The organism is Psychrobacter sp. APC 3426, from assembly GCF_030408035.1.
Classification (GTDB): Bacteria; Pseudomonadota; Gammaproteobacteria; order Pseudomonadales; family Moraxellaceae; genus Psychrobacter.
The window spans coordinates 1-24,803 of record NZ_JASDCF010000020.1; the positions used below are offsets into that span (position 1 = coordinate 1).

The 24,803-nt window shown below is 42.6% G+C and carries 38 protein-coding genes and 2 pseudogenes; 3 read left to right on the forward strand and 37 right to left on the reverse strand.

Going from position 1 to position 24,803, the window contains the following annotated elements; translation table 11 throughout:
• Positions 1-110, forward strand: a pseudogene (locus tag QL919_RS10085) (IS5/IS1182 family transposase); the annotation flags it as partial.
• 353 nt (positions 111-463) lie between these two features.
• Here QL919_RS10085 and lysM read toward each other — a convergent pair.
• From lysM to QL919_RS10115, 6 genes are all read right to left on the reverse strand, one after another.
• Positions 464-973, reverse strand: a complete 510-nt coding sequence (lysM, locus tag QL919_RS10090; RefSeq protein ID WP_290189412.1) for a peptidoglycan-binding protein LysM — start codon at positions 971-973, stop codon at positions 464-466.
• Between the two features lie 327 nt (positions 974-1,300).
• On the reverse strand, positions 1,301-1,537 hold the full coding sequence (acpP, locus tag QL919_RS10095) for an acyl carrier protein (protein WP_025652201.1): 237 nt from the start codon (positions 1,535-1,537) through the stop codon (positions 1,301-1,303).
• A 272-nt stretch (positions 1,538-1,809) separates the two neighbouring features.
• Positions 1,810-2,538: a 3-oxoacyl-ACP reductase FabG gene (gene fabG, locus QL919_RS10100; RefSeq protein WP_290189413.1), complete on the reverse strand. Its 729-nt coding sequence runs from the start codon at positions 2,536-2,538 to the stop codon at positions 1,810-1,812.
• Positions 2,535-3,503, reverse strand: coding sequence for an ACP S-malonyltransferase (fabD, locus tag QL919_RS10105; protein WP_290189414.1), 969 nt, complete (start codon positions 3,501-3,503; stop codon positions 2,535-2,537). The genes fabG and fabD overlap by 4 nt, the downstream gene beginning before the upstream one ends.
• A 500-nt stretch (positions 3,504-4,003) precedes the next feature.
• Positions 4,004-4,186 (reverse strand): 50S ribosomal protein L32, encoded by a 183-nt coding sequence (gene rpmF, locus QL919_RS10110; RefSeq protein WP_290189415.1) that lies wholly within the window; start codon positions 4,184-4,186, stop codon positions 4,004-4,006.
• 326 nt (positions 4,187-4,512) lie between these two features.
• Positions 4,513-5,106, reverse strand: a complete 594-nt coding sequence (locus tag QL919_RS10115; protein WP_290189416.1) for a YceD family protein — start codon at positions 5,104-5,106, stop codon at positions 4,513-4,515.
• A gap of 255 nt (positions 5,107-5,361) precedes the next feature.
• On the opposite strand from QL919_RS10115, the gene QL919_RS10120 reads away from it, so the two are divergent.
• Both QL919_RS10120 and QL919_RS10125 read left to right on the forward strand, forming a co-directional pair.
• Positions 5,362-6,090 (forward strand): elongation factor P hydroxylase, encoded by a 729-nt coding sequence (locus QL919_RS10120; protein ID WP_290189417.1) that lies wholly within the window; start codon positions 5,362-5,364, stop codon positions 6,088-6,090.
• A 223-nt stretch (positions 6,091-6,313) separates the two neighbouring features.
• On the forward strand, positions 6,314-6,934 hold the full coding sequence (locus QL919_RS10125; protein ID WP_290189418.1) for an L-threonylcarbamoyladenylate synthase: 621 nt from the start codon (positions 6,314-6,316) through the stop codon (positions 6,932-6,934).
• A 79-nt stretch (positions 6,935-7,013) separates the two neighbouring features.
• Here the strand turns inward: QL919_RS10125 and rplQ are convergent, their stop codons facing one another.
• From rplQ to mreD, 31 genes and pseudogenes are all read right to left on the reverse strand, one after another.
• Complete coding sequence (gene rplQ / locus QL919_RS10130; protein ID WP_021813387.1) at positions 7,014-7,373, reverse strand: 50S ribosomal protein L17; 360 nt, start codon at positions 7,371-7,373, stop codon at positions 7,014-7,016.
• Positions 7,374-7,392: 19 nt separating this feature from the next.
• Positions 7,393-8,400: a DNA-directed RNA polymerase subunit alpha gene (gene rpoA / locus QL919_RS10135; RefSeq protein ID WP_087040762.1), complete on the reverse strand. Its 1,008-nt coding sequence runs from the start codon at positions 8,398-8,400 to the stop codon at positions 7,393-7,395.
• An 81-nt stretch (positions 8,401-8,481) separates the two neighbouring features.
• Positions 8,482-9,123 carry a 30S ribosomal protein S4 gene (rpsD, locus tag QL919_RS10140; RefSeq protein ID WP_290189419.1) on the reverse strand — a complete coding sequence of 214 codons (642 nt, stop codon included), beginning with the start codon at positions 9,121-9,123 and terminating at the stop codon, positions 8,482-8,484.
• A gap of 48 nt (positions 9,124-9,171) precedes the next feature.
• Positions 9,172-9,561 carry a 30S ribosomal protein S11 gene (rpsK, locus tag QL919_RS10145; RefSeq protein WP_290189420.1) on the reverse strand — a complete coding sequence of 130 codons (390 nt, stop codon included), beginning with the start codon at positions 9,559-9,561 and terminating at the stop codon, positions 9,172-9,174.
• A 20-nt stretch (positions 9,562-9,581) separates the two neighbouring features.
• A complete protein-coding gene (gene rpsM, locus QL919_RS10150) occupies positions 9,582-9,938 on the reverse strand; it encodes a 30S ribosomal protein S13 (RefSeq protein ID WP_021813384.1) in 357 nt (118 codons plus the stop codon).
• 253 nt (positions 9,939-10,191) lie between these two features.
• Positions 10,192-10,308 carry a 50S ribosomal protein L36 gene (gene rpmJ, locus QL919_RS10155; protein WP_025644371.1) on the reverse strand — a complete coding sequence of 39 codons (117 nt, stop codon included), beginning with the start codon at positions 10,306-10,308 and terminating at the stop codon, positions 10,192-10,194.
• A gap of 31 nt (positions 10,309-10,339) precedes the next feature.
• Positions 10,340-11,671 carry a preprotein translocase subunit SecY gene (gene secY / locus QL919_RS10160; RefSeq protein WP_290189463.1) on the reverse strand — a complete coding sequence of 444 codons (1,332 nt, stop codon included), beginning with the start codon at positions 11,669-11,671 and terminating at the stop codon, positions 10,340-10,342.
• Positions 11,672-11,690: 19 nt separating this feature from the next.
• Positions 11,691-12,131, reverse strand: coding sequence for a 50S ribosomal protein L15 (gene rplO / locus QL919_RS10165; protein WP_290189421.1), 441 nt, complete (start codon positions 12,129-12,131; stop codon positions 11,691-11,693).
• A complete protein-coding gene (gene rpmD / locus QL919_RS10170; RefSeq protein ID WP_290189422.1) occupies positions 12,131-12,310 on the reverse strand; it encodes a 50S ribosomal protein L30 in 180 nt (59 codons plus the stop codon). The genes rplO and rpmD overlap by 1 nt, the downstream gene beginning before the upstream one ends.
• A 20-nt stretch (positions 12,311-12,330) precedes the next feature.
• The gene (rpsE, locus tag QL919_RS10175; protein WP_010196711.1) at positions 12,331-12,846 is read right to left on the reverse strand and encodes a 30S ribosomal protein S5; all 516 of its coding nucleotides are present in this window, start codon (positions 12,844-12,846) and stop codon (positions 12,331-12,333) included.
• A 2-nt stretch (positions 12,847-12,848) separates the two neighbouring features.
• Positions 12,849-13,199: a 50S ribosomal protein L18 gene (gene rplR, locus QL919_RS10180; protein ID WP_290189423.1), complete on the reverse strand. Its 351-nt coding sequence runs from the start codon at positions 13,197-13,199 to the stop codon at positions 12,849-12,851.
• An 11-nt stretch (positions 13,200-13,210) separates the two neighbouring features.
• Positions 13,211-13,744 carry a 50S ribosomal protein L6 gene (gene rplF / locus QL919_RS10185; protein WP_290189424.1) on the reverse strand — a complete coding sequence of 178 codons (534 nt, stop codon included), beginning with the start codon at positions 13,742-13,744 and terminating at the stop codon, positions 13,211-13,213.
• 220 nt (positions 13,745-13,964) lie between these two features.
• Complete coding sequence (gene rpsH, locus QL919_RS10190; protein WP_290189425.1) at positions 13,965-14,363, reverse strand: 30S ribosomal protein S8; 399 nt, start codon at positions 14,361-14,363, stop codon at positions 13,965-13,967.
• Between the two features lie 11 nt (positions 14,364-14,374).
• On the reverse strand, positions 14,375-14,680 hold the full coding sequence (gene rpsN, locus QL919_RS10195; RefSeq protein ID WP_290189426.1) for a 30S ribosomal protein S14: 306 nt from the start codon (positions 14,678-14,680) through the stop codon (positions 14,375-14,377).
• Positions 14,681-14,692: 12 nt separating this feature from the next.
• Entirely contained in the window at positions 14,693-15,229 is a 537-nt protein-coding gene (gene rplE, locus QL919_RS10200; RefSeq protein WP_290189427.1) for a 50S ribosomal protein L5, read from the reverse strand.
• 21 nt (positions 15,230-15,250) lie between these two features.
• A complete protein-coding gene (gene rplX, locus QL919_RS10205; RefSeq protein WP_201605171.1) occupies positions 15,251-15,568 on the reverse strand; it encodes a 50S ribosomal protein L24 in 318 nt (105 codons plus the stop codon).
• Positions 15,569-15,576: 8 nt separating this feature from the next.
• Entirely contained in the window at positions 15,577-15,945 is a 369-nt protein-coding gene (rplN, locus tag QL919_RS10210; RefSeq protein WP_010196702.1) for a 50S ribosomal protein L14, read from the reverse strand.
• A gap of 184 nt (positions 15,946-16,129) precedes the next feature.
• The gene (gene rpsQ, locus QL919_RS10215) at positions 16,130-16,405 is read right to left on the reverse strand and encodes a 30S ribosomal protein S17 (RefSeq protein ID WP_021813375.1); all 276 of its coding nucleotides are present in this window, start codon (positions 16,403-16,405) and stop codon (positions 16,130-16,132) included.
• On the reverse strand, positions 16,402-16,599 hold the full coding sequence (rpmC, locus tag QL919_RS10220) for a 50S ribosomal protein L29 (protein ID WP_025644397.1): 198 nt from the start codon (positions 16,597-16,599) through the stop codon (positions 16,402-16,404). Before rpmC ends, rpsQ begins: the two co-directional genes overlap by 4 nt.
• On the reverse strand, positions 16,599-17,012 hold the full coding sequence (rplP, locus tag QL919_RS10225; protein ID WP_010196693.1) for a 50S ribosomal protein L16: 414 nt from the start codon (positions 17,010-17,012) through the stop codon (positions 16,599-16,601). Before rplP ends, rpmC begins: the two co-directional genes overlap by 1 nt.
• Positions 16,952-17,738 (reverse strand): annotated as a pseudogene (gene rpsC / locus QL919_RS10230) (30S ribosomal protein S3). Before rpsC ends, rplP begins: the two are co-directional and overlap by 61 nt.
• A 3-nt stretch (positions 17,739-17,741) precedes the next feature.
• Positions 17,742-18,071, reverse strand: a complete 330-nt coding sequence (gene rplV, locus QL919_RS10235; RefSeq protein WP_290189428.1) for a 50S ribosomal protein L22 — start codon at positions 18,069-18,071, stop codon at positions 17,742-17,744.
• Between the two features lie 10 nt (positions 18,072-18,081).
• Positions 18,082-18,357, reverse strand: a complete 276-nt coding sequence (gene rpsS, locus QL919_RS10240) for a 30S ribosomal protein S19 (RefSeq protein WP_021813372.1) — start codon at positions 18,355-18,357, stop codon at positions 18,082-18,084.
• Between the two features lie 12 nt (positions 18,358-18,369).
• Complete coding sequence (gene rplB, locus QL919_RS10245; RefSeq protein ID WP_290189429.1) at positions 18,370-19,197, reverse strand: 50S ribosomal protein L2; 828 nt, start codon at positions 19,195-19,197, stop codon at positions 18,370-18,372.
• Positions 19,198-19,208: 11 nt separating this feature from the next.
• Positions 19,209-19,559: a 50S ribosomal protein L23 gene (gene rplW / locus QL919_RS10250; protein WP_290189430.1), complete on the reverse strand. Its 351-nt coding sequence runs from the start codon at positions 19,557-19,559 to the stop codon at positions 19,209-19,211.
• Positions 19,556-20,158: a 50S ribosomal protein L4 gene (gene rplD / locus QL919_RS10255; RefSeq protein ID WP_290189431.1), complete on the reverse strand. Its 603-nt coding sequence runs from the start codon at positions 20,156-20,158 to the stop codon at positions 19,556-19,558. Before rplD ends, rplW begins: the two co-directional genes overlap by 4 nt.
• Before the next feature lie 14 nt (positions 20,159-20,172).
• The gene (gene rplC / locus QL919_RS10260; RefSeq protein WP_290189432.1) at positions 20,173-20,811 is read right to left on the reverse strand and encodes a 50S ribosomal protein L3; all 639 of its coding nucleotides are present in this window, start codon (positions 20,809-20,811) and stop codon (positions 20,173-20,175) included.
• A 49-nt stretch (positions 20,812-20,860) separates the two neighbouring features.
• Positions 20,861-21,172: a 30S ribosomal protein S10 gene (rpsJ, locus tag QL919_RS10265; RefSeq protein ID WP_010196670.1), complete on the reverse strand. Its 312-nt coding sequence runs from the start codon at positions 21,170-21,172 to the stop codon at positions 20,861-20,863.
• Between the two features lie 397 nt (positions 21,173-21,569).
• Complete coding sequence (locus QL919_RS10270; RefSeq protein ID WP_290189433.1) at positions 21,570-23,180, reverse strand: Rne/Rng family ribonuclease; 1,611 nt, start codon at positions 23,178-23,180, stop codon at positions 21,570-21,572.
• 161 nt (positions 23,181-23,341) lie between these two features.
• Positions 23,342-24,028 (reverse strand): Maf family protein, encoded by a 687-nt coding sequence (locus QL919_RS10275; RefSeq protein ID WP_290189434.1) that lies wholly within the window; start codon positions 24,026-24,028, stop codon positions 23,342-23,344.
• 148 nt (positions 24,029-24,176) lie between these two features.
• Positions 24,177-24,662, reverse strand: a complete 486-nt coding sequence (mreD, locus tag QL919_RS10280) for a rod shape-determining protein MreD (protein ID WP_290189435.1) — start codon at positions 24,660-24,662, stop codon at positions 24,177-24,179.
• Between the last annotated feature and the right edge of the window lie 141 nt (positions 24,663-24,803).

Sequence of the window (24,803 nt, forward strand, 5' to 3'; positions counted from 1 at the left end):
TAATCAAGTTGTTTAAAATCGTGGCTCATAAATATCGCAACCGTCGTCAGCGCTATGATCTTAGAATGAAGCTGTTTGCTGGTATCATTAATTCCGAGCTTAAACTATGACTTTTGCAAGAGGTCTATTATGAATTCTTAGGTGGCGTTCTCATTCTGAGAATATTTAGAGCACCACCTAATTATATGCTGTACAAATAATACCAAACCCAAAAAGTGCAATTAACGTTGTCAAATTTGCTAAGCCTACTAGGTGTAGTACTTGCGCAATTTTTCCGCGTTACTCTAATTTTTGGGAATGGTATAATTATCTGACTGGCAATTTATATGTTGCAAAATTTTATTTCAGACAACAAAAAGCGCCTCTTATCACTGGGAGGCGCTTTTTACTTGCTAAGTATTTATATGCTTAACAATCCAAACTATGACATAAATAGTGGCTCAAATTATATTATAACTTAGGCTTATGGCTTAGGAATACGCAATACTTGACCTGGATAGATTTTGTCTGGCTCAGAAAGCATTGGTTTATTGGCTTCAAAGATTTTCATATAATCATTGGCTGAACCATAAACATCTTGAGCAATCTTAGACAAGCTATCACCAGATTTTACCGTATACATAGTAGATTCAGGCGCATCTTCTTCGATGTCAATGTTATCAATCACTTTAGCAACGTTCTGTACATTACCAATAGCAATAATTGCTTTTTCACGATCCGCTTGGGTCTTTGCATTACCACTGATTTCTGCGGTATCAGTAGAACCATTGTATTTGATTTTTAGATTGCTGATGTTGAGATTCTGCTGTTGGATGCGACGTAATAAAATATTAGCAACTGACTGCGCAGAAGGCTCACCGCTGTCAACTGGTGTGTTGGCATCTGCTTTGGTCTCTGACTTAGCATCATGCTTGGCATCATCGCGATTGAAAATTTTGTCACCGATGTCTTTTGCAAAACTGAACATACCCATATAATTGCTCCTTGAAATATTGTTATTCATTATTCATCATTATTGTTTTAATGCTGATACTTTAAATGAACAGCACTGAATTGCTATCGCTAGCGTTATGAGTATAGCAAAGCTGTTCCGTTTGAATAGTAAGAGTATGTTGAGTAATGTTAAATTAACACAGCTTATGTTAATGCAGTAAATCCTTTGTATAACGCTAAATAACTTTTATTTAAATGGCTTTACATATTCAATGACGTCAGAAAGCAATAAGGATAAAAAAGACATAAAAAAACCGCCTATCCATAAGATAAGCGGCGTCATAAAACTGGCTAAGCCAATAGCGAATTATAGCTGGGCTTGTACATAATCGATTGCTTTTTGAACCGTTGTTAATTCCGCAGAATCTTCGTCAGGAATAGTGATACCAAAATCACTCTCAAATGACATAACCAATTCAACTAGGTCTAAAGAATCAGCACCTAGATCTTCCATAAATGAAGCGTCGTTATTGATATCTTCAACGTTCATGCCTAACTGCTCAGCTACTGCCGCTTTTACTCTTAGCTCGGTATCATTGCTCATGTAGATTGCTCCTTTATCATCTATTATTTTTAATAAACTGCGATAATGCACGGTTTACGCTTTATCACATGGTATATAAAATGGGATTTGCCAGATCAGCATTGCCGTCTGAGTACTCTTTGACACGTTATAAAGCCTGTCTAATGTCTAGTAAAGCTCTGCCATAATACAGGGCTTTGACATAAAAGTATGCGTCATTATAACACCCTTTATTATAGTTTACACTCGTTCACACAGTTTTTTATTATAACTGTGTAACGCTTGTCGCTAAACTACATATACATGCCACCATTGACAGGAATAACAGCGCCAGTAATGTAACTGGCTTCATCACTTGCCAAGAAATGCACGGCAGCAGCGATGTCTTCTGGTTGACCTAATCGACTAATAGGTACCGCATCTAACATAGAGTTTAGTAGACGCTCATCAAGCTCATCCGTCATATCAGTCTCAATCAGACCTGGCGCGACACAGTTAATAGTCACATGCCTTGAGCCAATCTCACGCGCCAGTGTGCGGCTGAAGCCTTCTACACCTGCTTTGGTAGCAGCATAGTTAGATTGCCCTGCATTGCCCATCTGTGCGACCACAGAGGTGATATTAATAATGCGTCCACGGCGCGCTTTCATCATACCGCGTACAGCACGTTTACTCATACGGTAGACTGAGGTTAAGTTAGTATCTACCACGTTTTCCCAGTCTTCATCTTTCATACGCATCAGCAAGCCATCTTGCGTAATACCAGCGTTATTGACCAATACTTGTACAGCACCGTAAACGCTTTCTATCTCTTCGAACAGTTTGTCAATTTGCGCCGTATCACGTACATCTAGTACACGTCCAATACCGCCTGTATCATGCAGATAATCATCAATAAGCTCAGCACCTTTTTCAGTGGTCGCTGTTCCAATGACAAAATGCCCTTCTTTAGCAAAACGTTTGGCAACCGCTTTACCAATACCACGACTTGCGCCAGTCACTAATGTAATCGTACGGCTCATGATAACACCTCCATTAACTTATCTAGGCGGGCAGGTTTGTCAGTAGGATAGCTGGTAATTGGCTGTGCTTGCCGCTTGGCCAAGTTGCTCAATACGTTACCGCTGCCACACTCGATTAAAATGTTGATTTGTTTGTCAGCCAGTTCTTGCATCGTCTTTGACCAAAGCACCGGTTGGCTTAACTGCTCAGTTAATGCCTCTTTAATTCCTGCTGCGCTGGTCTCAACACGCGCATGGCGGTTTTGAATCACAGGGATTGTGGCCTGATCGAATTTTATTTCTGCCAATATCTCAGCCAATGCACTGCTTGCTGGCTCCATTAATGCACAATGCGACGGTACACTCACTTTTAGCGGGATGGATTTTTTGCCGGTATTTTGTACTTTATCAATGACTGCATTTACTCCAGCAGCATTACCAGATATCACTACCTGTCCTGGGCTGTTAAAGTTAGCAGCGCCAACGATAGCATCGTCTACGTGTTCAGTGGCTTGTTCACATAAGTTTTCAACACGTTGGTCTTCAAGCCCTAACACTGCCGCCATAGCAGTATCAACACCTACCACCGCCTCTTGCATTAACTGACCGCGCTTATGCACCAAGGTTACCGCATCAGCAAGCGATATCACTTCAGCAGCACACAGAGCACTGTACTCACCCAAAGAGTGACCTGCTAAATAACAAGGTGCTGTGGCTATCTTTTGTTTTAAAAGGCGCCAAATAGCGATACTTGCAGTCAGCAATGCTGGCTGAGTATATTGAGTTTGGTTGAGTTTTTCTTCGTCCTGACAGATTGCCCATAAATCTTCACCAAGCGCTTCACTGGCTTCGGTGAAGGTATCACGAATCTCTGGATAGATTTCAGCAAGTTCACTAGTCATCCCGACTACTTGTGATCCTTGTCCAGGAAAAATTACCGCAATACGTGTCGGCTGCTTTTTTACCATATCGGGTACAGAGGCCATAACCAATATTCCTTATTTAATTGGAAATATCCCTAAAAACAATGGGGTTTATTATATTATTAGATTCGATATAAGGCCGTTCATTTGAGTATTATCTAAAAACGGACCATTAGTAAACTATACACTGACCCACACTATTATCATAGCAAATGACAATCTAATCAGTGTTGGCCCAAGGTTATTCGCATAGGAGTTCTTCATGTAGGCGTTATTCACGTGACCATTAATTACACGATAATAAAAGAGACAAGCAAAATACGTATTCACTGTCAGAAAAACATCCGCGAGCAAATTATCTTAACGTTGAACCTAAGCATTATTGAAATATTGAGCAAAAAATTAATAGCAAAAAGCCAAGTTATCCAGCAACATAATATATGTTAGCGAAATAACTTGGCTTTTTTTAGCTTAAAGCGGATTATCCAACGATAACCAGACAAAAATAGTGACAGTCACTCGTACCACCACTATTTTTTAGTCAGCATCGTAGAGCAAACGTCTTAAGCTTCTTGACTGACCTTGAACAACTGACGGCCACGGTAGAAACCATCTTTAGTCATGTGATGACGACGATGTTTTTCACCAGTGGTAGCATCTACGCTTAGCTCAGCCACTTCCATACGATGGTGTGAACGGCGCATGTCACGACGAGAACGACTTTTACGACTTTTTTGAACAGCCATGATATAGCTCCTATACTTAAAAGGGATAAGCTTGAAATTCAGCTTTTATCGATACTGACAGAGGCTATATAATCACAACAACCTAAGTCTTACGCATCATTAGTTAAATAGATTGCCACACGTATTAAGGTGCTGACTACGTCTAAAATCTATAGTTCGTTTGCAAGTCTAGCGACTCTCTGCCAGTAGCAGGTTGCTAGAGTGCAATAAACGGGACATTATACGCATGTTTAACGAATTAATAAAGCCCTGCATCCCACTCTTCGGCAGAAAGCTGATAAAAGGTATTATAAATCTATAAAGCCTGACGTTTATATATGATATATCTACAACTTGCCTTTTAATGAGGCCAATGCAGCGAAGGGATTCTCACCTTCCTCTTCTTCTGGAATCTCACCAAACTGCTCAACACTCATTTCACAATCATCATGTTTTGGTGCCATTGGCGTTTTGAGTAATATCTCATCTTCAAGCAATTTTTTAAACGGTAATAAACGCTCTGGTGAAGAGTCAGTAATAATTTCATCCAGTAACAAATAGTCTTGCTCTTCATTGATCAAACGCACTTGGCTCTCGTCTTCTAGCAACGCGATATTATAATCATCAGACAAATCTATCGCAATCGGTTGCAAGCAGCGCTGACAAGTAAGCCAGACATCACCCGTCAAGGTAAAAGCCAAATGCAATACATTATTGCGGCGATACAGACTAGCATCGAGTTGCGTTTTTTCCTGTGTATGCTCAGGGCTTAAGGCAGGTACAAGGCGTTTAAAAGAGGTCAGATCTACCTGACCTACCCACTCAAAGCCAGTATCAGCCCATTTATCTAAAGATATATTCTCAGGCATGCTGGTCGACACAGGCGCTTTTTTGTTATCAGCAAGAATTGCTGATGGTTTACTTTCTGGAGTGTTTGACATGCACGGCCTCATTCATCAAAACGGTGTATAATATTGCCTGCCATACTAACGGAAAGCGCAATACTGTGCTAGCGCTAGTATGTTAATATTTTTTGATAGCAATTTTGATAAAAATTTCAATCATAATGTGATTGAGGATATAACTAAAAAAATCCTACTCACTTACCCATTCTTCATATTTATATCAATAGATACATGAAGGATAGGCTATTTTAGCTATATCATAAAACCTCTGATTTGGTCACTACTTTATCTATGAATGCGCTTAATAATAAAACTGATTTTTCCACTCTACTTACCCCAGCTGATTCAAAGTTACTATTGCAACGTTTGACTATGCTTACAGACAGTAGAGAGAAAAAAACAAATGGCTTATCCGCGCTTGATACTGAGCAACTTGAGATATTTAAAAACGAATGGCAGATGCTTTCTGTTTTTAAAACAGACGATAATGCTCAAGAGTTAACTGACAATCAAGAACGAGCAGCGACTGACTGGCTCATCAAGCTGTTCAATAACCTCTTTGCCTATCAACAAGTTATTTTAGAGCGTGGCGCTGGAGAACCTGAATACTTCCCTGCCCAAAACAATAAGCCCGCAAGGATCGAATTCGCTCACGGATTTTTTGCCAGTGCATTACATGAAATGAGTCACTGGTGCGTTGCAGGTAAGGCGCGTAGAGGCTTGTCCGACTTTGGATACTGGTATGCACCAGATGGACGGACAGCAGCGCAGCAGCAAGCATTTGAGCGTGTAGAGATTAAGCCTCAAGCATTGGAATGTTTATTCACTTTGGCTTGTGGGCGTCAATTTCAAGTGTCACAGGATAATTTGTTTGCTGATTTTGATACTAGCAACAGTACCTTTGAAGATGACGTTTATCACCAAGTAGTGAAATATATTGCTGCACCCAGTACCCTACCACGTGATGCTAAGACTCTGTTACATGCCTTTCTTAGCATCTGTATAGACGCTCCCGAGTAGCAGCGCTATATCATATTTAGCACATGGTTTTTTGTGGTAACGATTTTCTACGCACCGATATGATGAATAGTAACGTCTTACCACTAAACTTATATTTGCTTTGCGCTATACTAACTAAATATAACAACCTTTTTAGCAAGGTTAATCAGAGAAGTAGTAGCACTATATATTGTAGAATAAATAGAGATTGGTAAAGCCTATAATTATAAAATAAGGAACCGTTATGCAAGTATTCTATATTCATCCGGACAATCCACAGCCACGTCTCATTGAGCAAGCTGCTGAATTGCTACGCAAAGACCAATTAATTATCTACCCTACCGATACCAGCTATGCGTTTGGTTGTCGTTTAGGAGCAAAAGACGCGCTAGAGAAACTCAAACAAATACGTGCGCTTGATGACAAACACCAATTTACGTTACTCTGCCGTGATTTGAGTGAGATCGCTAACTATGCCACGGTAGACAATGTTCAATTTAAACAATTAAAAGCGCACACACCAGCACCCATTACTTTTATTCTAAACGCCACAAAAGACGTGCCTAAGAAGTTGGCACACGCTAAGAAAAAAACCATTGGTATTCGAGTGCCTAGCAACCCTATTGCTCAAGCGCTTTTAGAAATCATGGACGAACCTATACTCACCAGCTCATTAATATTGCCTAATCGCGATGACATACTTGATGACCCTTTTGAGATCGAAGAGTTATTGGGTAATCAAATCGACGGTCTGATTAATGCTGGTATCAAGACGACTAAGCTGACGACCATTGTAGATATGACTAGCGGTCAGCCTGAAATCATCAGACAAGGTGCAGCCGATGTTGATTCATTATTATTGTAATTAGCGGCAAATTCGACACGTAAAAAAAAGCTCCAATTGAATTGGAGCCTTTTTTATAAATTATATCGTCAATGTAAAATTAGTCACGATCAACTAGTTCTACATAAGCCATTGGCGCATTGTCACCATCACGGTAACCGCATTTTACGATACGCAAATAACCACCTGGACGTGTCTGGTAACGAGGACCTAACGTGCCAAATAATTTGCCTACCATAGCTTTGCTACGCATACGGCTGAATGCTAAACGACGGTTAGCAACGCTGTCTTCTTTAGCCATAGTGATCAATGGCTCAGCAACGCGACGTAACTCTTTTGCTTTTGGTAAAGTTGTTTTGATCAGTTCATGCTCAAATAATGAGTTGGTCATGTTCTGAAACATTGCCTTACGATGACTGCCGGTACGACCCAGCTTGACTCCACTCTTACGATGGCGCATAGTCAAAAATCCTTAAAGTTTAACGGCTACGATAAGAAAAGCGATCATCAACACGTAAATCAGCTGGTGGCCAGTTATCTAGGCGCATACCGAGCTCTAAATCTTTAGACGCTAATACGTCTTTGATTTCCGTTAATGATTTCTTACCAAGATTTGGGGTTTTAAGTAGTTCAGTCTCTGAACGCTGTACCAAATCACCGATATAGTAAATGTTTTCAGCTTTCAAGCAGTTGGCTGAGCGAACCGTTAGTTCAAGATCGTCCACAGGGCGTAATAGCACCGGATCAACCTCTTCTTTTTCTTTCACAGGCTCAGGCGCTTCTTCAGCTTCTAGGTCAACAAAGATAGAAATCTGTTGTTGTAAAATAGTGGCTGCTTTACGAATTGCTTCTTCTGGATCTATAGTGCCATTAGTTTCAAGCTCAACGATAAGACGATCAAGATCAGTACGCTGCTCTACGCGAGCGTTCTCAACCTGATAAGCAACACGAAGCACAGGACTAAAACTTGCATCAAGCTTTAAACGTCCAATTGCTTTAGTATCACCATCTTCACGGCGCTGGTTTGCTGGCTCATATCCACGACCCATTACTACACGCAAACGCATCTTAAGATGACCACGATCACTCAATGTACCCAATACCAATTCTGGATTGATAATATCTACATTGTGCGGTAACGCGATGTCTGCAGCAGTAATAGTGCCTGGACCTTGTTTATCCAAGGTCAAAAATACTTCATTTTGGTCATGAAGCGTAATTGCCAAGCCTTTTAGATTCAAAAGCAAGTCAAGTACGTCTTCCTGTAGTCCTTCAAGCGTTGAGTATTCATGGTCAACACCATCAATCTCAGCTTCAATAACTGCAGCACCAGGTAATGAAGATAACAAGATGCGACGTAAGGCATTACCTAGGGTATGCCCAAAGCCGCGTTCTAACGGTTCGAGCGTGACTTTCGCAATCGTTTCGTTAACCGTATCCACATTAATGGCGTTCGGCGTTAGAAACTCAGTTGCATTTAGCATCATGATGTCACCTCGATTTATTAAACTGGTTTAATTAACGTTGATTGCTCAATGTCATTTCCATAACATTGAGCATCACGTTACTTACTTAGAGTATAGCTCAACGATCAAGCTTTCGTTGATTTCAGCAGGTAGATCAATACGATCAGGTGCTTGTTTAAAAGTACCTTGTAGTTTGCTGTGATCAACATCTAGCCATTCTGGAATACCACGTTGTGTCGCTAGTTCAATAGCGTTTTTAATACGTAGCTGTTCGCGAGACTTCTCTTGGATAGCGATGACATCACCATCTTGAAGCTGAATTGATGGAATGTTCACACGAACAAACTCATCACGGCCAGCTTTTTTAAGCATAATAGTACGATGGCTAACCAACTGACGTGCTTCAGCACGAGTTGAGCCAAAGCCCATGCGATATACTACGTTATCTAAACGGCTTTCTAGCATAGCTAGTAGGTTTTCACCAGTAGCACCACGCTTACGAGCAGCTTCTTTATAGTAGTTAGCAAACTGACGCTCTAGTACACCATAGATACGCTTAACTTTCTGCTTTTCACGCAGCTGTAGAGCATATTCTGAGGTCTTATTACGGCTAACGCCATGTTGACCTGGCGGACGACCAGCTTTCTTTGTTTTTACATCGTATGGTTTTACGCCAGACTTCAGACCTAAGTCCGTGCCTTCACGACGTGATAATTTAAGTTTTGGTCCAATATAGCGGGCCATTGTTATGTCTCCTATAAGCTTTTGGGATAAAAAGCTTCGTCTTTAATATTAGACGCGGCGCTTTTTAGGCGGGCGGCAACCATTGTGTGGAATTGGGGTTACATCAGAGATGCTGTTAACTTTATAACCCAATGCACCTAGTGCTCTTACCGCAGACTCACGACCCGGTCCTGGTCCTTTGACCAAAACGTCGATATTCTTAACACCATATTCTTGAGCCGCTTTACCAGCGACTTCAGCTGCAACCTGAGCTGCAAATGGTGTAGATTTACGTGAACCACGGAAGCCTTGTCCACCTGAAGTGGCCCAAGCCAGTGCATTACCTTGACGATCGGTAATCGTTACAATGGTGTTATTAAAAGACGCATGGATATGGGCAACGCCCTCCGATACTGAACGACGAGTCACTTTCTTGCGACTACGAGTGTCTTTAGCCATCTTTTAGCTTCCTAAGTTAATTATCTTTTGAGAGGGCGTGTCGGACCCTTACGAGTACGAGCGTTGTTCTTAGTGTTCTGACCTCTAACTGGTAAGTTACGACGATGGCGGATGCCACGGTAACAACCAAGGTCAACTAAACGCTTAATATTCATTGACACTTCACGACGAAGATCACCTTCAGTCATGTAATTTGCAACTTGTGCACGGATAGCATCTAACTGTGTATCATCTAACTGACTAACTTTAGTAGTAGGGGCAATGCCAACTGCTTCTAAGATTTTCTGAGCAGTGGTACGACCTACACCAAAGATGTAAGTTAGTGAAATAACAGCATGCTTATTATCCGGAATGTTTACGCCGGCAATACGAGCCATTGATTTCTCTCCATTAAAGAAAAATAAGCGTTATTTATCAATAAGGCTGTATTTTTCAGATTTGTTGCTGTGAATACTAAAGCTTTTATAATTATTATCGCAGCTTTGACTTGGTTACAAGCCTATTCGTTGACGGTATTATAAAAGATTTTGCATAAACTACGGCAAGTGGCGGATGATATCCCATCCGCCGTTATTTTTCAAGTATTAATTTAATTAGTAACTAAAGCTTAACACTTTAGAATGCTAAATATTAACCTTGACGTTGCTTGTGGCGAGGTTCTGCAGTACAAATAACATGTACACGGCCTTTACGGCGTACGATTTTGCAGCTACCACAAATCTTTTTAACTGATGCTTGAACTTTCATAGCATGCTCCTTGAGATATCACACCGCTCATTTAAGGTTGAGTGGGCGATTGAATTAACGTCTGATCATGATATTGATGGGTCATCAAATGCGCTTGAATCTGCGAGATGAAATCCATTACCACAACCACCATAATCAGTAAAGACGTACCACCAAGTTGAAACGGTACACCAAACGATGACTGCACGACCATTGGCATTAAACAAATAACCGTCATATACATCGCGCCAATAAAGGTCAGTCGGTTTAATACATGATCGAGGTAACGCTGAGTTTGTTGTCCTGGGCGAATACCTGGAATATAAGCGCCACTGCGTTTAAGGTTCTCTGCCACTTCACGCGGACTAAATACCAATGCCGTGTAAAAATAACAAAAGAAAATAATCATCGCACCAAACAGAACCAAATATAGCGGCTGCCCTGGAGACAACACCAATGCCATATTCTGTAATATCTTTTGGGTAAAGGTAGGATCAGTTGACTGACCTACCCACTGCCCTAAACTGGCTGGAAACAATAACAAAGAGCTGGCAAAAATGGCGGGAATAACCCCTGCCATGTTCAGCTTCAACGGCAAATGTGATTGCTGTTGAGCATATATCTTGCGACCTTGTTGCTGTTTCTGCGCATAGTTTACTGGTACACGGCGCTGAGCACGTTCAATATAAACAATACCAGCAGTAACCGCGATACCGAGCAATATAAAGATAAATAGTACAATCAAGTTCATCTGACCCTGATTGACTTGTTCAATAGACTGCGAAATCATACCTGGCGTACCAGCCACAATACTCGCAAAGATGAGCATTGAGATACCATTACCAACACCACGTTCTGTAATCTGCTCACCGAGCCACATTAAGAACATAGCGCCAGCTACCAATGAGGTAACCGCTGGAATATAAAAGGTCAGACCAGTAGATAAAGTAAGATTTTGACTGATTAAGCCAGCACACATCCCTAATGACTGTACTAGGGCTAAAGCAAGTGTCCCTTGACGGGTATACTTATTTAGCTTACGTCGTCCCGCTTCACCTTCTTTCTTGAGGGCCTCAAGCGATGGCAGTACCGCAGACATCATTTGAACAATAATCGATGCTGAGATATATGGCATGATACCAAGTGCCATGATGGACATACGTTCTAGTGCACCACCTGAAAACATGTTGAACATGCTCAGAATGGTATTTTCGTTGCGCGAAAACAGATCAGCCAAGTTAACTGGATTAATACCAGGTACTGGAATATGTGACCCTAAACGATAAACAATCAATGCGCCGATTAAGAATAATAAACGCTTCCATAACTCATCATACTTACGTATGAAGACGAATGGATTAAGCGGTATACCAGCCGATGACATTGATTGTTTTGACACGTTACTACTCCTCGATGCTACCACCAGCAGCTTCGATTGCTTGCTTAGCGCCTTTAGTTACTTTGATACCTTTGAAGGTAAATGCTTTAGTAACTTCGCCTGATAACATAACACGGGCACGCTTCATATCATGACGGATAAGGTTAGCAGCTTTAAGTGTTTCAATGCTAACCACATCGCCTTCAATTTGATTCAGTTCAGACAGACGAACTTCAGCAGTTGTCATTGCCATTTTACTGGTAAAACCAAATTTAGGTAGACGACGATATAAAGGCATTTGACCACCTTCAAATCCTGAGCGTACGCTAGAACCTGAACGAGATTTCTGACCTTTTACACCACGACCACCAGTCTTACCAAGACCTGAACCGATACCACGACCACGACGTTGGGCAGTTTTCTTTGCGCCAACACCTGGTGATAATTCATTTAATCTAAGACCCATTACGCTTCCTCCACTTTTACCATGTAGTTAACGCGATTGACCATACCACGGTTTGAAGGAGTATCCTCTACAACAACAGTATGATTAATACGGCGTAAACCCAATCCTTTCAAGCTCGCTTTGTGGCTCTTTAGGCGATGGGCACCCGATTTAAATTGAGTGACTTTCATTTTTTTCATCGTAACTCACCTAGTCTAAGTTAACCCAAGATTTCGTCTACAGATTTACCACGTTTTGCTGCCATCTTTTCTGGAGTTGACATATCACGTAAACCGTTAAACGTTGCGCGAACAACGTTAGCAGTATTGGTAGAACCATAACATTTAGTCAAAACATCTTTGACACCAGCAACTTCTAATACAGCACGCATTGCGCCACCAGCGATTACGCCAGTACCTTCAGATGCAGGCTGCATATAGACCTTACTAGCACCATGACGTGCTTTGATCGGATGATACAAAGTTGCATCATTTAGCTCAACAGTAATCATATTACGTTTAGCAGCTTCAAGTGCTTTTTGAATAGCAGCTGGTACTTCACGTGCTTTACCGCGACCAAAACCAACACGACCATTACCATCACCAACTACAGTTAACGCAGTGAATGAGAAAATGCGACCACCTTTAACTACTTTTGCAACACGATCAACGGTAACTAAGCGTTCTACTAGACCGTCAGTCTGTTCATTTTTATCATTTTTATCATTTCTAGCCATGATTAAAACTCCAATCCGTTTTCGCGAGCAGCTTCAGCTAAAGCTTTTACTCGACCATGATATTTAAAACCACTACGGTCAAAGGCAACTTTAGTAATGCCAGCTGCTTTTGCGCGTTCTGCGATCATTTGACCCACAGACGTTGCTGCATCAACATTACCAGTCGCGCCAGAGCGCAAGCTGCCGTCTAAGGTAGATGCCTGAGCAATCACTTCACCACCGTTAGGAGAGATAATCTGGGCATAAATATGTTTTGGCGTACGATTAACCGTTAAGCGATGGACGCCTAAGAAACGGATATGCGCACGTGTTTTCTTTGCTCGACGTAGACGAGCTGCTTTTTTATCAAACATTTCAACTCACCTTATTTTTTCTTAGCTTCTTTGCGAATCACATGTTCGTCACTATAACGAATACCTTTACCTTTATAAGGCTCAGGTGGGCGGAAACCACGGATATTAGCCGCTGCTTGACCAAGCTGCTGCTTATCGTTTGACTTCAAAACGATTTCAGTTTGCGTTGGGGTTTCAGCTGACACACCTTCAGGTAACGTATATTCTACTGGATGTGAGTAACCAACGTTTAAGGTTACTTTGTTTCCAGTAGCTTGTGCACGATAACCAACACCAATTAACTGAAGACGTCTTTCAAAGCCTTCGTTTACGCCTGTAACATAGTTGTTAAGCAGAGCGCGCATGGTGCCTGTGTGCATCATAGCTTCTTTTGAATCGACTGTAGGTGAGAAAATGATAGCATCATCTTCCTGTTTCAGCTCGACCAATTCATGCAGGCGTAAAGACATAGTGCCGTTCTTGCCTTTAACTTCGACCTGCCGATCGTTCAGAGTAACACTTACGCCGCTAGGCAGTGCTACTGGGGCTTTAGCCACACGAGACATAGGAATATTCCTTAAAAAATTAACTTCTTTATATTGGCGAAAAAACTAACAGGCTAAAAAGCCTGCTAGTTTAGCATAATTGTTCCCGTTAAACACCACTCAATTTTATTGATATCAAATGTTTAGCTTAATTTAAGTCCGTTATCAGTTAATACAGATAGCAGACTTAAAAAGGTTCAAGTAGACTTTATCGTCTCATTACCTAAGCAGTAAATACTAATTAGGCAACGAATGCGACGACTTCACCACCGATACCAGCAGCGCGTGCAGCACGATCGCTCATGATGCCTTGACTGGTAGATACGATAGCAACACCCATACCTTGCTTAACAGTAGGGATAGCGTCTTTACCGCGATGCTGGCGTAAACCAGGACGGCTAAAACGTTGGATAGTTTCGATGACAGCTTTGCCTTCGAAGTATTTCAATTCAATAGTAAGTGTCGCTTTGTTGTTGTCTTCTTCAGTAACAACAGCGCTAGCCACATAACCTTCGCTAACTAGCAAATCAGCAATTGATTTGCGTAATTTAGAGCTCGGCATTGCTACCGATACTTTGTTAGCCATTTGTGCGTTACGAATACGGGTTAGCATATCCCCAACGGTATCTTGCATACTCATATAGTTACTCCTTACCAGCTTGCTTTACGAACACCAGGCACATCGCCTTGCATGACACGCTCACGCAGCATATTGCGTGATAAGCCAAACTTGCGGAAGTAACCGTGAGGACGACCGGTGATAGCACAACGATTGCGCAGACGTACTGGTGATGCATTGCGTGGTAAAGCTTGTAGCTCTAACATCGCTTCCATACGAGTTTCGTCAGTTGCATTCATATCACTGATAGTTTCTTTTAGCTTGATACGCTTTTCAGCATACTTAGCAACCATTTTTTCGCGCTTTAATTCGCGGTTAATCATGCTCTTCTTTGCCATAACGTCTTTACCTTATTTAAATGGGAAGCCGAATGCTTTAAGCAACGCACGACCTTCTTCATCATTACCAGCTGACGTGGTGATTGTCACATCCATACCACGGATACGATCAATCTTATCAAAATCTACTTCTGGGAATACGATTTGTTCTTTGATACCCAATGAGTAGTTACCACGTCCGTCAAAGGCTTTAGGTGAAAAACCGCGGAAATCACGAATACGAGGAATTGCAATGGCAATGAGACGATCTAAAAATTCGTACATTTGCTCACCGCGTAGCGTTACTTTACAGCCAATTGGCCATTCTTCACGAATCTTAAAGCCAGCAACTGATTTACGCGCTTTGGTGACAACAGGTTTTTGACCCGCAATAGCGGTCATATCAGCCACAGCACCTTCAAGGATTTTCTTGTCTTGAGACGCGCCGCCTACACCCATGTTTAGTGTGATTTTAGTGATTTTAGGCACCTGCATCACATTCGCCAAACCAAGTTCTTCTTTGATTTGCTGCTTTAGTTCATCGTTATATAAAGATTTTAATCTTGCCATTACCATTACACCCTTAGTGTCTTACGCAGTCGCCACTACTTCACCGTTCGAACGATAGACGCGTTGTTTTTTGCCGTCTTCGCCGAACTGATAAGTAATACGATCAGCTTTTTGGGTTTGCGCATTTAAAATTGCGACATTTGAGATATGCAGAAAAGCTTCTTGCTTAACAATACCACCTTCAACGCCAGTCGCCTGATTTGGCTTCTGATGTTTAGTGACAATATTAATGCCTTCTACTTTAATACGATCATTTTTTACAGCTTGTACAGTACCTTGCTTGCCTTTATCTTTACCAGCAATCACGATAACTGTATCGCCTTTACGTAATTTTGACATGGATTACCTCACAATACTTCTGGTGCTAGTGATACAATTTTCATAAACTGATCACCACGTAGTTCACGAGTTACCGGTCCAAAAATACGAGTTGCAATCGGTGCTTTGTTTTGGTTCAACAATACCGCAGCATTGTCATCAAAACGCAGAACAGAACCATCTGGACGACGAACGCCTTTTTTGGTACGTACAACTACAGCATTCATCACGTCGCCTTTCTTTACACGACCACGCGGAATGGCTTCTTTAACCGTTACTTTAATAATGTCGCCAACTGATGCATAACGACGATGAGAACCACCCAGTACTTTAATGCACTGAACTCGCCTTGCACCGCTATTGTCTGCAACTTCCAGCATTGACTCAACCTGAATCATAGCGTTACTCCACACGTATGAGCAATAAAAACCAGTTGCTGCCGCTAGCACAGTATGAGTAGACGGCATTTTTTAATATAAATAACCGCGACTTACTCTTAATGTGAGTGATATACGCTCGGCGCAATCAGCATCCTTAAAAAGGCGGCTATTTTAACAGCTTCTGGCTTTTAATGCAATTTACTTAGATTTTTTCTACTTTTTCAACCACATCAACCAAAGTCCATGACTTAGTTTTTGAGATTGGACGCGTTTCTTTGATGCGGACAAGGTCGCCTTGTTGGCAAACGTTATTCTCATCATGGGCTTTGATTTTTGTAGAACGACGAAGCTGCTTGCCATATAAAGGATGACGAACCAGGCGCTCAATCAAAACTGTGATGGACTTGTCCATCTTGTCGCTGACAACTCGTCCTGTCAATACGCTAGCATTGGTAGCTGTTTGATTGTTATCGCTCATGAGTCGCCTCGTTGTTTCTCGTTAATCAAAGTCTGAAGCTGGGCAATCGTACGACGATTGGCTCTAACTTCATGGGTATTACCCAACTGACCAGTTGCTTTAGCCATACGAATACGGAAAGCATCAAGTTGCTTTTCATCAAGTAACTGGGTCAGTTCTTCTAATGATTTATCACGTAATTCACTGATCTTCATTACATTATCGTCCGCTTAACAATGGTAGTTTTAAAGGGCAGTTTTGCTGCAGCAAGCGTGAAAGCTTCACGTGCAAGCTCTTCTGGTACCCCTTCAATTTCATATAGCACTTTACCAGGTTTGATTTCGCATACCCAATACTCGACTGGACCTTTACCTTTACCCATACGTACTTCTAATGGCTTATTGGTGATTGGTTTGTCAGGGAATACACGAATCCAAATCTTACCGCCACGCTTAATTTTACGAGTGATGGTACGACGTGCTGCTTCAATTTGACGTGCTGTCATACGACCGCGAGTCAATGATTTTAGACCAATTTGTCCGAATGCAACGGTGCTTCCACGATGAGCTAGCCCAGTGTTACGACCTTTGTGCATTTTACGAAACTTGGTACGTTTTGGCTGTAACATAGTTTAACCTCTGTCTGAGTTTCGACGGTTTCCACGACCACGGCGTTTTGGCGCACGCGTCTGCTCTTCTTTGACGGGATTATAAACGCTATTCATACCGTCAAGGATTTCGCCACGGAAAATCCAAACTTTAACACCGATGGTGCCGTAAGTTGTCTCTGCACGAATTGACGCATAGTCAATATCAGCACGGAGTGTATGCAGTGGCACACGACCTTCACGGTACCATTCAGTACGAGCAATCTCAGCACCGCCAAGACGGCCAGACAGCTCAACTTTGATACCTTTAGCACCTGAACGCATGCTGTTCTGTACGGCGCGTTTCATCGCACGACGGAACATAACACGACGCTCAAGCTGGCTAGCGATACCCTCTGCTACTAAACGAGCATCAAGATCAGGTGATGTGATTTCTTCAATGTTGACCTGAGCAGGTACGCCCATAATTTTGGTCAATTCTTTTTGAAGTCTTTCGATATCTTCGCCTTTTTTACCGATAACAATACCAGGACGCGCAGTGGCGATGGTAATCTTAGCAGCGCCAGTAGGACGCTCGATCATGATGTTACTGATCATAGCGTTGTCTAGCTTTTTGCGTAGATACTCACGAACTTGAATGTCGTTGATGAGGTATTCTGAGTATTGTTTAGGGTTAGCATACCAGTTTGCGTTATGCTTTTTTACAACACCAAGACGAATTCCGATTGGATGTACTTTTTGACCCATAACTTATTCTCCTACCTTTATAGTGATGTGACAAGTACGCTTACTGATACGATCAGCGCGACCTTTGGCACGTGGTAGGATACGTTTTAGCGTAATGCCTTCATCAACGTAGATAGTTGATACTTTAAGCGTATCGATATCTAAACCGTTGTTGTGTTCGGCATTGGCGATGGCTGAGTTAAGACATTTCTTAACATAGACAGCGCCTTTTTTATTGCTATACGTTAGGATATCCAAAGCACGCTCAATAGATTTGCCACGAACTTCATCAGCAACGAGTCTAACTTTTTGTGCCGATATGGCGGCACCGCGTAATTTTGCAGTTACTTCCATGGTAAGCACCTTATTTCTTAGCTTTTCTGTCAATGCCATGACCACGATACGTACGAGTCGGGGCAAATTCACCTAGTTTATGACCAACCATCTGCTCGCTCACGATAACCGGTACATGAGTACGGCCGTTGTGAACAGATAAAGTTAGGCCAACCATTTGTGGCAGAATCATCGAGCGGCGCGACCAAGTCTTAATTGGCTTGCGTGAGTTGGTGTCTAATGCATTCTCAACTTTGGCAAACAAGTGCGCGTCTATGAATGGACCTTTTTTCAATGAACGAGGCATGAAGTTCTTCCTTTATTTCTTCTTGGCGCGACGGCGGATGATCATGTTGTCAGTACGCTTATTATGACGCGTTTTAAGTCCTTTAGACTTCTGACCCCAAGGGCTAGTAGGATGGCGACCTTTGTTACGACCTTCACCACCACCATGTGGGTGATCAACCGGGTTCATAGCGACACCACGAACAGAAGGACGAACACCGCGCCAACGTGAAGCACCGGCTTTACCAAGTGATTTCAAGTTGTTTTCAGTGTTAGATACTTCACCAATAACAGCACGGCAATTTACGTGTACACGGCGAGTTTCGCCTGAACGCATACGTAGGATTGCGTAGATACCGTCACGACCTAGTAGCTGAACGCTGGCACCCGCAGAACGAGCCATCTGTGCACCTTTACCGATTTTTAATTCGATATTGTGAATCACAGTACCCAATGGGATGTTTTTCAGCGGTAAACAGTTACCTGGACGAATTGGAGAGTTTTCACCTGACATTACTGTATCACCAACTGCTTGTTTTTTAGCAGCAATGATGTAACGACGTTCGCCATCAGCGTACTTAAGTAATGCAATATGTGCAGTACGGTTAGGATCGTATTCGATACGCTCTACCGTTGCTGGAATATTATCTTTAGTACGTTTGAAATCGATAATACGATAATGTTGCTTATGACCACCACCAATATGGCGAGTAGTTATACGGCCATTATTGTTACGACCACCTGACTTACTTTTTGATTCGAGAAGCGCTGCATAAGGACGACCTTTGTAAAGGTGTGGATGCACCACTTTTTCAACAAAACGACGGCCTGGTGATGTTGGCTTTGCTTTTACGATAGGCATGAGTGTAATCCTTATTCGTTGTTCGCTGTTTCACTAGTAGAATCAGTAGTATTCGCTACTTCTTCACCAGCATCAGCCATTTGTACATCTTGACCAGCTTTTAAGGTAACATAGGCTTTTTTATAATCATTACGACGGCCGATGCTCTTACCAAAACGCTTTGTCTTACCTTTAACATTCAAAGTGTTTACTTTTAAAACTTCAACGCCTTCAAACATCATCTCAACTGCTTTTTTGACTTCTAGCTTAGTAGCATTAGAATCAATTTTAAATACCTGTACACCAAGTGAGTCGCCAAGCATTTGAGATTTTTCTGAGAATACAGGTCCTCTTAAGACCTGATAAAGTCTTGCGTTATTCATGCTAGTGCTTCCTCAAATTGTTTCGCAGCTTCAACTGACATGATTACTTTGTCAAAAGCAATCAAGCTCACTGGATCCACTTCGTTTGTACCAAGTACATTGACGTGTGGGATGTTGCGAGCAGCTAAGTATAAGTTTTCGTCAACTTCTTTGGTGACGATTAGTGCACGAGGTGCGCCTAAATCATTCAACTTTGCGATCAGCTCTTTGGTCTTAGGTGCAGAAATACTTAGCTCTTCAACCAAGATCAAACGATCTTGACGAATCAATTCGGCTAGGATGCACTGCATAGCACCGCGATACATTTTACGGTTTACTTTTTGTGACCAATCTTGTGGTTTTGCAGCGAATGCACGACCACCAGAACGCCAGATTGGGCTACGAATAGAGCCTGCACGAGCGCGACCAGTACCTTTTTGGCGCCATGGCTTAATGCCACCGCCAGAAACTTCGGCACGGGTTTTTTGCGCACGTGTACCTTGGCGAGCACCAGCAAGATATGCGGTGACGACTTGATGCACTAATGCTTCGTTGAATTCACGACCAAAAGCCGTATCAGAAAGCTCAACCGCCGCACCTGTAACTGTTTTTAAATCCACGTTAATCCCCTTGCTTAGGCTTTGACTGACGGACGTACGATGACATCGCCACCGGTGGCACCTGGGATAGCACCCTTGATGACAATTAACCCTTTCTCGGCATCTACTGATATCACTTCTAGGCCCTGAACAGTAACGCGTTTGTTACCCATCTGACCTGGCATTTTTTTGCCTTTGAAGACTTTACCTGGTGACTGGTTCTGACCAGTTGAACCAAGCGCACGGTGAGATACTGAGTTACCATGGGTGGCATCTTGCATGCTGAAGTTATGACGCTTCACGCCGCCTTGAAAGCCTTTACCTTTACTTTGTCCTGTGACATCAACCATCTGACCTTGTTCGAACAAGTCAGCTAGGATCTCACCGCCAATCTCACGACCTTCAAGATCGCTATCATTGACACGAAATTCCCAAACACCACGACCAGCTGCAACGCCAGCTTTCGCGAAGTGACCTTTTTGTGCGGCTGTTACGCGGCTGTCACGACGGGTACCTGTGGTGATTTGGATGGCTTGATAACCATCTACATCAGTATTTTTTACTTGAGTAATGCGGTTTGCATCGACCTCAACCACTGTTACAGGGATAGATGCGCCTGTTTCAGTGAAGACACGGGTCATGCCGCATTTTTTACCGACTAAACCGATCGCCATTTTAGACCTCTTTATATCTTATATTAATGGGTTGGGTGTGTAATGTGCATTAACCCAAAGCAATTTGAACGTCAACACCCGCCGCTAAATCTAATTTCATTAGCGCGTCCACAGTTTTGTCAGTAGGTTGAACGATATCAACCATACGCTTGTGGGTACGGATTTCGTACTGGTCACGAGCGTCTTTGTTAACGTGTGGTGAGGTTAGAACGTTGAAACGCTCAATGCGAGTCGGCAACGGTACAGGACCACAAACTTGCGCACCGGTGCGCTTTGCAGTATCGACAATCTCTTGGGCCGACTGATCAATCAGACGATGATCAAATGACTTGAGACGGATACGGATTCTCTGGTTAGCCATGCCAGCAAGCTCCTAATATGGGCCTTTGTCATTCTTGCGCTGCAAGATTATGATCAAAAGCCGTTTGGTTAAAGATTTACTTCAAGCGGCTTCCCATTCTTTACAGAATCTGTTCTTCGAGAGAACCAGCAGCGTGCTAAAAGCAAAATAGTTTAAAGCCCCGCCAACCCTCCTATTTATTGGAAAGCAGCAAAGGCATAATGAAATAGTGCTAGAAACGATGCTCTAGCTGTCATAGCGCCAGCTGTTTTATTGGCTGCGCATATATAATTCAGTGGTGTATATTATACATAGTATTTTGTTCATTGCAAGAGCAATATCTATGGTGATTCAAGATATTACGCTTTATAAACAACTCATTTTACTAATTATAAGTTATCAACTATTCGGTAAGATTTCAGTCTAAAACAATATCATATTGCTCTTGGGTATAAAGATTTTCAACGTCAAAGGTAATGACCCTACCCAGTAAATACTCCAAATCTGCCACAGTATCCGACTCTGACGTCAGCAGCAAGTCAATGACCGCTGCGTGAGCCACGACAGTAAACTTTTTAGGCGAGTTGTAGGTACGAGCGCAGCGCATAATTTCGCGAAATATCTCGAAGCAAACTGTCTCGGCTGTTTTGACAAAGCCGCGTCCTTGACAGGTCGAACACGGTTCACACAGCTGCTGACCGAGCGATTCACGGGTACGTTTACGGGTCATCTCTACCAAGCCAAGCTCACTGACTTGGGTGATTTTGGTCTTGGCATAATCTTGCGTCAGTTGCGACTGTAAGCTTTCAAGCACATCGTCTTTGTGTTGCTGCTCAAGCATATCGATAAAGTCTAGGATAATAATGCCGCCTAGGTTGCGCAGGCGTAATTGACGAGCAATGGCATGAGTGGCTTCGAGGTTGGTCTTATAAACCGTATCTTCTAGTGAGCGACCACCGACAAACGAGCCTGTATTGACATCTATCGTCGTCATCGCTTCGGTTTGATCGATAATGAGATAACCGCCCGACTTTAGGTCGACGCGGCGCTTCAAGGCATCGCGTAAGTCATCTTCAACACGGTGTACATCAAAGAGTGATTGCTCTGCCGTGTAGTGAACGATGCGATCATAAACAAATGGCACAAACTCTTTGGCAAAATATCTTACTTGCTCATATATCTGGGTGTTATCAATAATAACCTTTTCAGTACCAGCATGTACTAGGTCTCGAATAGAGCGCAGTGGCAGTGAGAGCTCCTGATAAATCAACTCTGAGCTTTGATGATGATTAATCTCTTGACGACGTGCACAAATAGTTCGCCACAGCTGCAGCAGATAATAAATATCCTCTTCAAGCTTATCAACCGGCACACGTTCAGCAGCGGTACGCGCAATGAGACCACCCTTTAGATTGACGGTCTGCATCAAACTCGTAAGCTCTGTCTTTAAACGCGTACGCTCTTCTTCACCATCGATACGCTGCGATATACCGATGTGGTCACTCGATGGCAGATAAACCAAGTAACGTGACGGTAGTGAGATATTGGTGGTTAAGCGAGCGCCCTTGCTGCCCAGCTGATCTTTGGTAACTTGCACAAGAATACGTTGGCTTTCATGCAAACGATGTTGGATAAGTGTCTTAGAGACCGGAACAACCTCAGTGCTTTGCGCACTGACCACAGGCGGTGTGACTGCCAAGCTATCCGCAGTATCCAATATATCAGCGTTGCCTGTATTGACACTTTCCTCTTTAGTGCTAACGTCAACTATTTTGTTTTTGTTATCTGCTGCGGCACGCGGCTCACGCTGCATATCATTGACATGTAAAAACGCTGTCCGTGACTGACCGATATCAACGAAAGCCGCTTGCATGCCCGGTAATACACGTACGACTGTGCCTAGATAGATATTACCAACCAAACCCAGTTTATGATGACGTTCAATATAAATCTCGCCCAAAATCCCGTTGTCTAGCACAGCAACGCGGGACTCCATTGGACTAATATTAATCAGCAGCTCTTCGGACATAATGTTTTCTCTTATCTCTCAGCTTTCTTGTTAGACGTTCATCGTCTATTAGGCTTACAGTGTAACAAATGCACCTTGCTCTTGCCCATTACCCTACCGTGTCATTATGTGCATAAGGGCTAGCCACTCATTTCTAGTGAATTGACAACCTCGGCTCCACCCTATTGGCTATCTTTATCTTGCATCTCTCTAATAAGCGCCAATGTTTGTGAAAGCGGTAAGCCAACGACATTGGTATAGCTGCCATTAATGCGGCTTACCCAGGCAGCACCTAAGCCCTGAATGCCATAACCACCCGCTTTATCCGCAGGTTCGCCAGTTTCCCAATACTCACTCATCATCTCTCTAGTTAGGGGAATAAACCTGACGTCTGTACGCTCAGTAATTTGTTTCTGATTTACTTTTTGAAGCGTTGCTTCAAGGTTTGGCTGACTCGTTTGCTGATTGACAAGCTTAGCCTCGTTAGGCATTAACTGTACTTGGGTAGCTTGAACTGCTGTCCATACTTCGTGAACGTTATCAGACATTTGCTGCCACATCTCATAAGCGTGCTCACGGTCAATGGGTTTGACTAACACGGTCTGCCCATCTGGCAATACCCCAATGGTATCGGATGTCAAAATAATAAGCGACTCAGAATCTTTACTTGAATCGATAACAGTCGTGTCATTCAGCTTTTGTATCGCCGCCTCGGCTTTGGTCGCGACCATACGCTCGATATAATCTTTGGGTGTTTCATTGTCATACGGTGTTTCATCGATATCGACGCTTAAAGTCGTAAAATCCAATTGCGCTCTTTTTAATAGCTCACGGCGACGCGGCGAGCCAGATGCTAAAATGAGTTCCATCGCTATTCTCTTATTTTATATATTTATATTTGCACGCTGTTAATCACGGGAGGGTTAGGCTTATGATCAGCAAAAGCAGCTATCTGTAGAATCAGTTGTTTGGAGTAGCAATTATCATGACAAAAAAGTGGCCATGACTAAGCAAGCATCAACGAGCAAACTTGCGCAACACTAAAAGCACCAGAGGCCAGCTGATGATGCTCATCAATAGCGACAAGGCAGATTGGGCGATAAAGGTGTTTTGAATAAACATCTGTAGTACCCATAAGGTCAGCTGAAATATCAGCAAACTTAGACTGGCTATCACCCATGCACTAATGGTATTTAATTGCCTAATATAAATACTGGTAATCTTGATAAAAAAGGCGCTGACGACAGCGGCAAAGGCTTGCTGTCCTAAATGTGTATCCATTAATAGATCAGCAATCAAGCCAATGGTAAATGCGGTAAAGATACCAACATAGCGCGGCTGAAAGAGTAGCCAAAATACCAACACCATCATCATTACCATGGGCCGCAGGGTCGCCATGCTAGGACTTAAGGGGTAGACGCTGAGTGAGGAGGCAAGGACAAAGCTTACAATAATGACCGCAATCAATAGTACCGTTGCATTCTCAGAATCAGGATACGACATGGGTACTTACCTTAGCGAGTAGTAGCGGCTGCTATTATATGGTTTGTTGGTTGATATAAGAATGAACAGATTAGCGTCTGTAGAACAGCAAAGTTATAGCCAGTGACAACACAGTCTAGCGAGTAGGTGCCTAGGATTACT

Excerpts from the sequence above, each read along its gene's own strand:
- lysM (WP_290189412.1), bottom strand. The coding sequence starts at position 973 with ATGGGTATGTTCAGTTTTGCAAAAGACATCGGTGACAAAATTTTCAAT.
- acpP (WP_025652201.1), bottom strand. The coding sequence starts at position 1,537 with ATGAGCAATGATACCGAGCTAAGAGTAAAAGCGGCAGTAGCTGAGCAG.
- fabG (WP_290189413.1), bottom strand. The coding sequence starts at position 2,538 with ATGAGCCGTACGATTACATTAGTGACTGGCGCAAGTCGTGGTATTGGT.
- fabD (WP_290189414.1), bottom strand. The coding sequence starts at position 3,503 with ATGGCCTCTGTACCCGATATGGTAAAAAAGCAGCCGACACGTATTGCG.
- rpmF (WP_290189415.1), bottom strand. The coding sequence starts at position 4,186 with ATGGCTGTTCAAAAAAGTCGTAAAAGTCGTTCTCGTCGTGACATGCGC.
- QL919_RS10115 (WP_290189416.1), bottom strand. The coding sequence starts at position 5,106 with ATGTCAAACACTCCAGAAAGTAAACCATCAGCAATTCTTGCTGATAAC.
- QL919_RS10120 (WP_290189417.1), top strand. The coding sequence starts at position 5,362 with ATGAATGCGCTTAATAATAAAACTGATTTTTCCACTCTACTTACCCCA.
- QL919_RS10125 (WP_290189418.1), top strand. The coding sequence starts at position 6,314 with ATGCAAGTATTCTATATTCATCCGGACAATCCACAGCCACGTCTCATT.
- rplQ (WP_021813387.1), bottom strand. The coding sequence starts at position 7,373 with ATGCGCCATCGTAAGAGTGGAGTCAAGCTGGGTCGTACCGGCAGTCAT.
- rpoA (WP_087040762.1), bottom strand. The coding sequence starts at position 8,400 with ATGATGCTAAATGCAACTGAGTTTCTAACGCCGAACGCCATTAATGTG.
- rpsD (WP_290189419.1), bottom strand. The coding sequence starts at position 9,123 with ATGGCCCGCTATATTGGACCAAAACTTAAATTATCACGTCGTGAAGGC.
- rpsK (WP_290189420.1), bottom strand. The coding sequence starts at position 9,561 with ATGGCTAAAGACACTCGTAGTCGCAAGAAAGTGACTCGTCGTTCAGTA.
- rpsM (WP_021813384.1), bottom strand. The coding sequence starts at position 9,938 with ATGGCTCGTATTGCCGGCGTAAACATTCCGGATAATAAGCATGCTGTT.
- rpmJ (WP_025644371.1), bottom strand. The coding sequence starts at position 10,308 with ATGAAAGTTCAAGCATCAGTTAAAAAGATTTGTGGTAGCTGCAAAATC.
- secY (WP_290189463.1), bottom strand. The coding sequence starts at position 11,671 with ATGTCATCGGCTGGTATACCGCTTAATCCATTCGTCTTCATACGTAAG.
- rplO (WP_290189421.1), bottom strand. The coding sequence starts at position 12,131 with ATGGGTCTTAGATTAAATGAATTATCACCAGGTGTTGGCGCAAAGAAA.
- rpmD (WP_290189422.1), bottom strand. The coding sequence starts at position 12,310 with ATGAAAAAAATGAAAGTCACTCAATTTAAATCGGGTGCCCATCGCCTA.
- rpsE (WP_010196711.1), bottom strand. The coding sequence starts at position 12,846 with ATGGCTAGAAATGATAAAAATGATAAAAATGAACAGACTGACGGTCTA.
- rplR (WP_290189423.1), bottom strand. The coding sequence starts at position 13,199 with ATGTTTGATAAAAAAGCAGCTCGTCTACGTCGAGCAAAGAAAACACGT.
- rplF (WP_290189424.1), bottom strand. The coding sequence starts at position 13,744 with ATGTCTCGTGTGGCTAAAGCCCCAGTAGCACTGCCTAGCGGCGTAAGT.
- rpsH (WP_290189425.1), bottom strand. The coding sequence starts at position 14,363 with ATGAGTATGCAAGATACCGTTGGGGATATGCTAACCCGTATTCGTAAC.
- rpsN (WP_290189426.1), bottom strand. The coding sequence starts at position 14,680 with ATGGCAAAGAAGAGCATGATTAACCGCGAATTAAAGCGCGAAAAAATG.
- rplE (WP_290189427.1), bottom strand. The coding sequence starts at position 15,229 with ATGGCAAGATTAAAATCTTTATATAACGATGAACTAAAGCAGCAAATC.
- rplX (WP_201605171.1), bottom strand. The coding sequence starts at position 15,568 with ATGTCAAAATTACGTAAAGGCGATACAGTTATCGTGATTGCTGGTAAA.
- rplN (WP_010196702.1), bottom strand. The coding sequence starts at position 15,945 with ATGATTCAGGTTGAGTCAATGCTGGAAGTTGCAGACAATAGCGGTGCA.
- rpsQ (WP_021813375.1), bottom strand. The coding sequence starts at position 16,405 with ATGAGCGATAACAATCAAACAGCTACCAATGCTAGCGTATTGACAGGA.
- rpmC (WP_025644397.1), bottom strand. The coding sequence starts at position 16,599 with ATGAAGATCAGTGAATTACGTGATAAATCATTAGAAGAACTGACCCAG.
- rplP (WP_010196693.1), bottom strand. The coding sequence starts at position 17,012 with ATGTTACAGCCAAAACGTACCAAGTTTCGTAAAATGCACAAAGGTCGT.
- rplV (WP_290189428.1), bottom strand. The coding sequence starts at position 18,071 with ATGGAAGTAACTGCAAAATTACGCGGTGCCGCCATATCGGCACAAAAA.
- rpsS (WP_021813372.1), bottom strand. The coding sequence starts at position 18,357 with ATGCCTCGTTCATTGAAAAAAGGTCCATTCATAGACGCGCACTTGTTT.
- rplB (WP_290189429.1), bottom strand. The coding sequence starts at position 19,197 with ATGCCTATCGTAAAAGCAAAGCCAACATCACCAGGCCGTCGTTTTGTT.
- rplW (WP_290189430.1), bottom strand. The coding sequence starts at position 19,559 with ATGAATAACGCAAGACTTTATCAGGTCTTAAGAGGACCTGTATTCTCA.
- rplC (WP_290189432.1), bottom strand. The coding sequence starts at position 20,811 with ATGGCGATCGGTTTAGTCGGTAAAAAATGCGGCATGACCCGTGTCTTC.
- rpsJ (WP_010196670.1), bottom strand. The coding sequence starts at position 21,172 with ATGGCTAACCAGAGAATCCGTATCCGTCTCAAGTCATTTGATCATCGT.
- QL919_RS10270 (WP_290189433.1), bottom strand. The coding sequence starts at position 23,180 with ATGTCCGAAGAGCTGCTGATTAATATTAGTCCAATGGAGTCCCGCGTT.
- QL919_RS10275 (WP_290189434.1), bottom strand. The coding sequence starts at position 24,028 with ATGGAACTCATTTTAGCATCTGGCTCGCCGCGTCGCCGTGAGCTATTA.
- mreD (WP_290189435.1), bottom strand. The coding sequence starts at position 24,662 with ATGTCGTATCCTGATTCTGAGAATGCAACGGTACTATTGATTGCGGTC.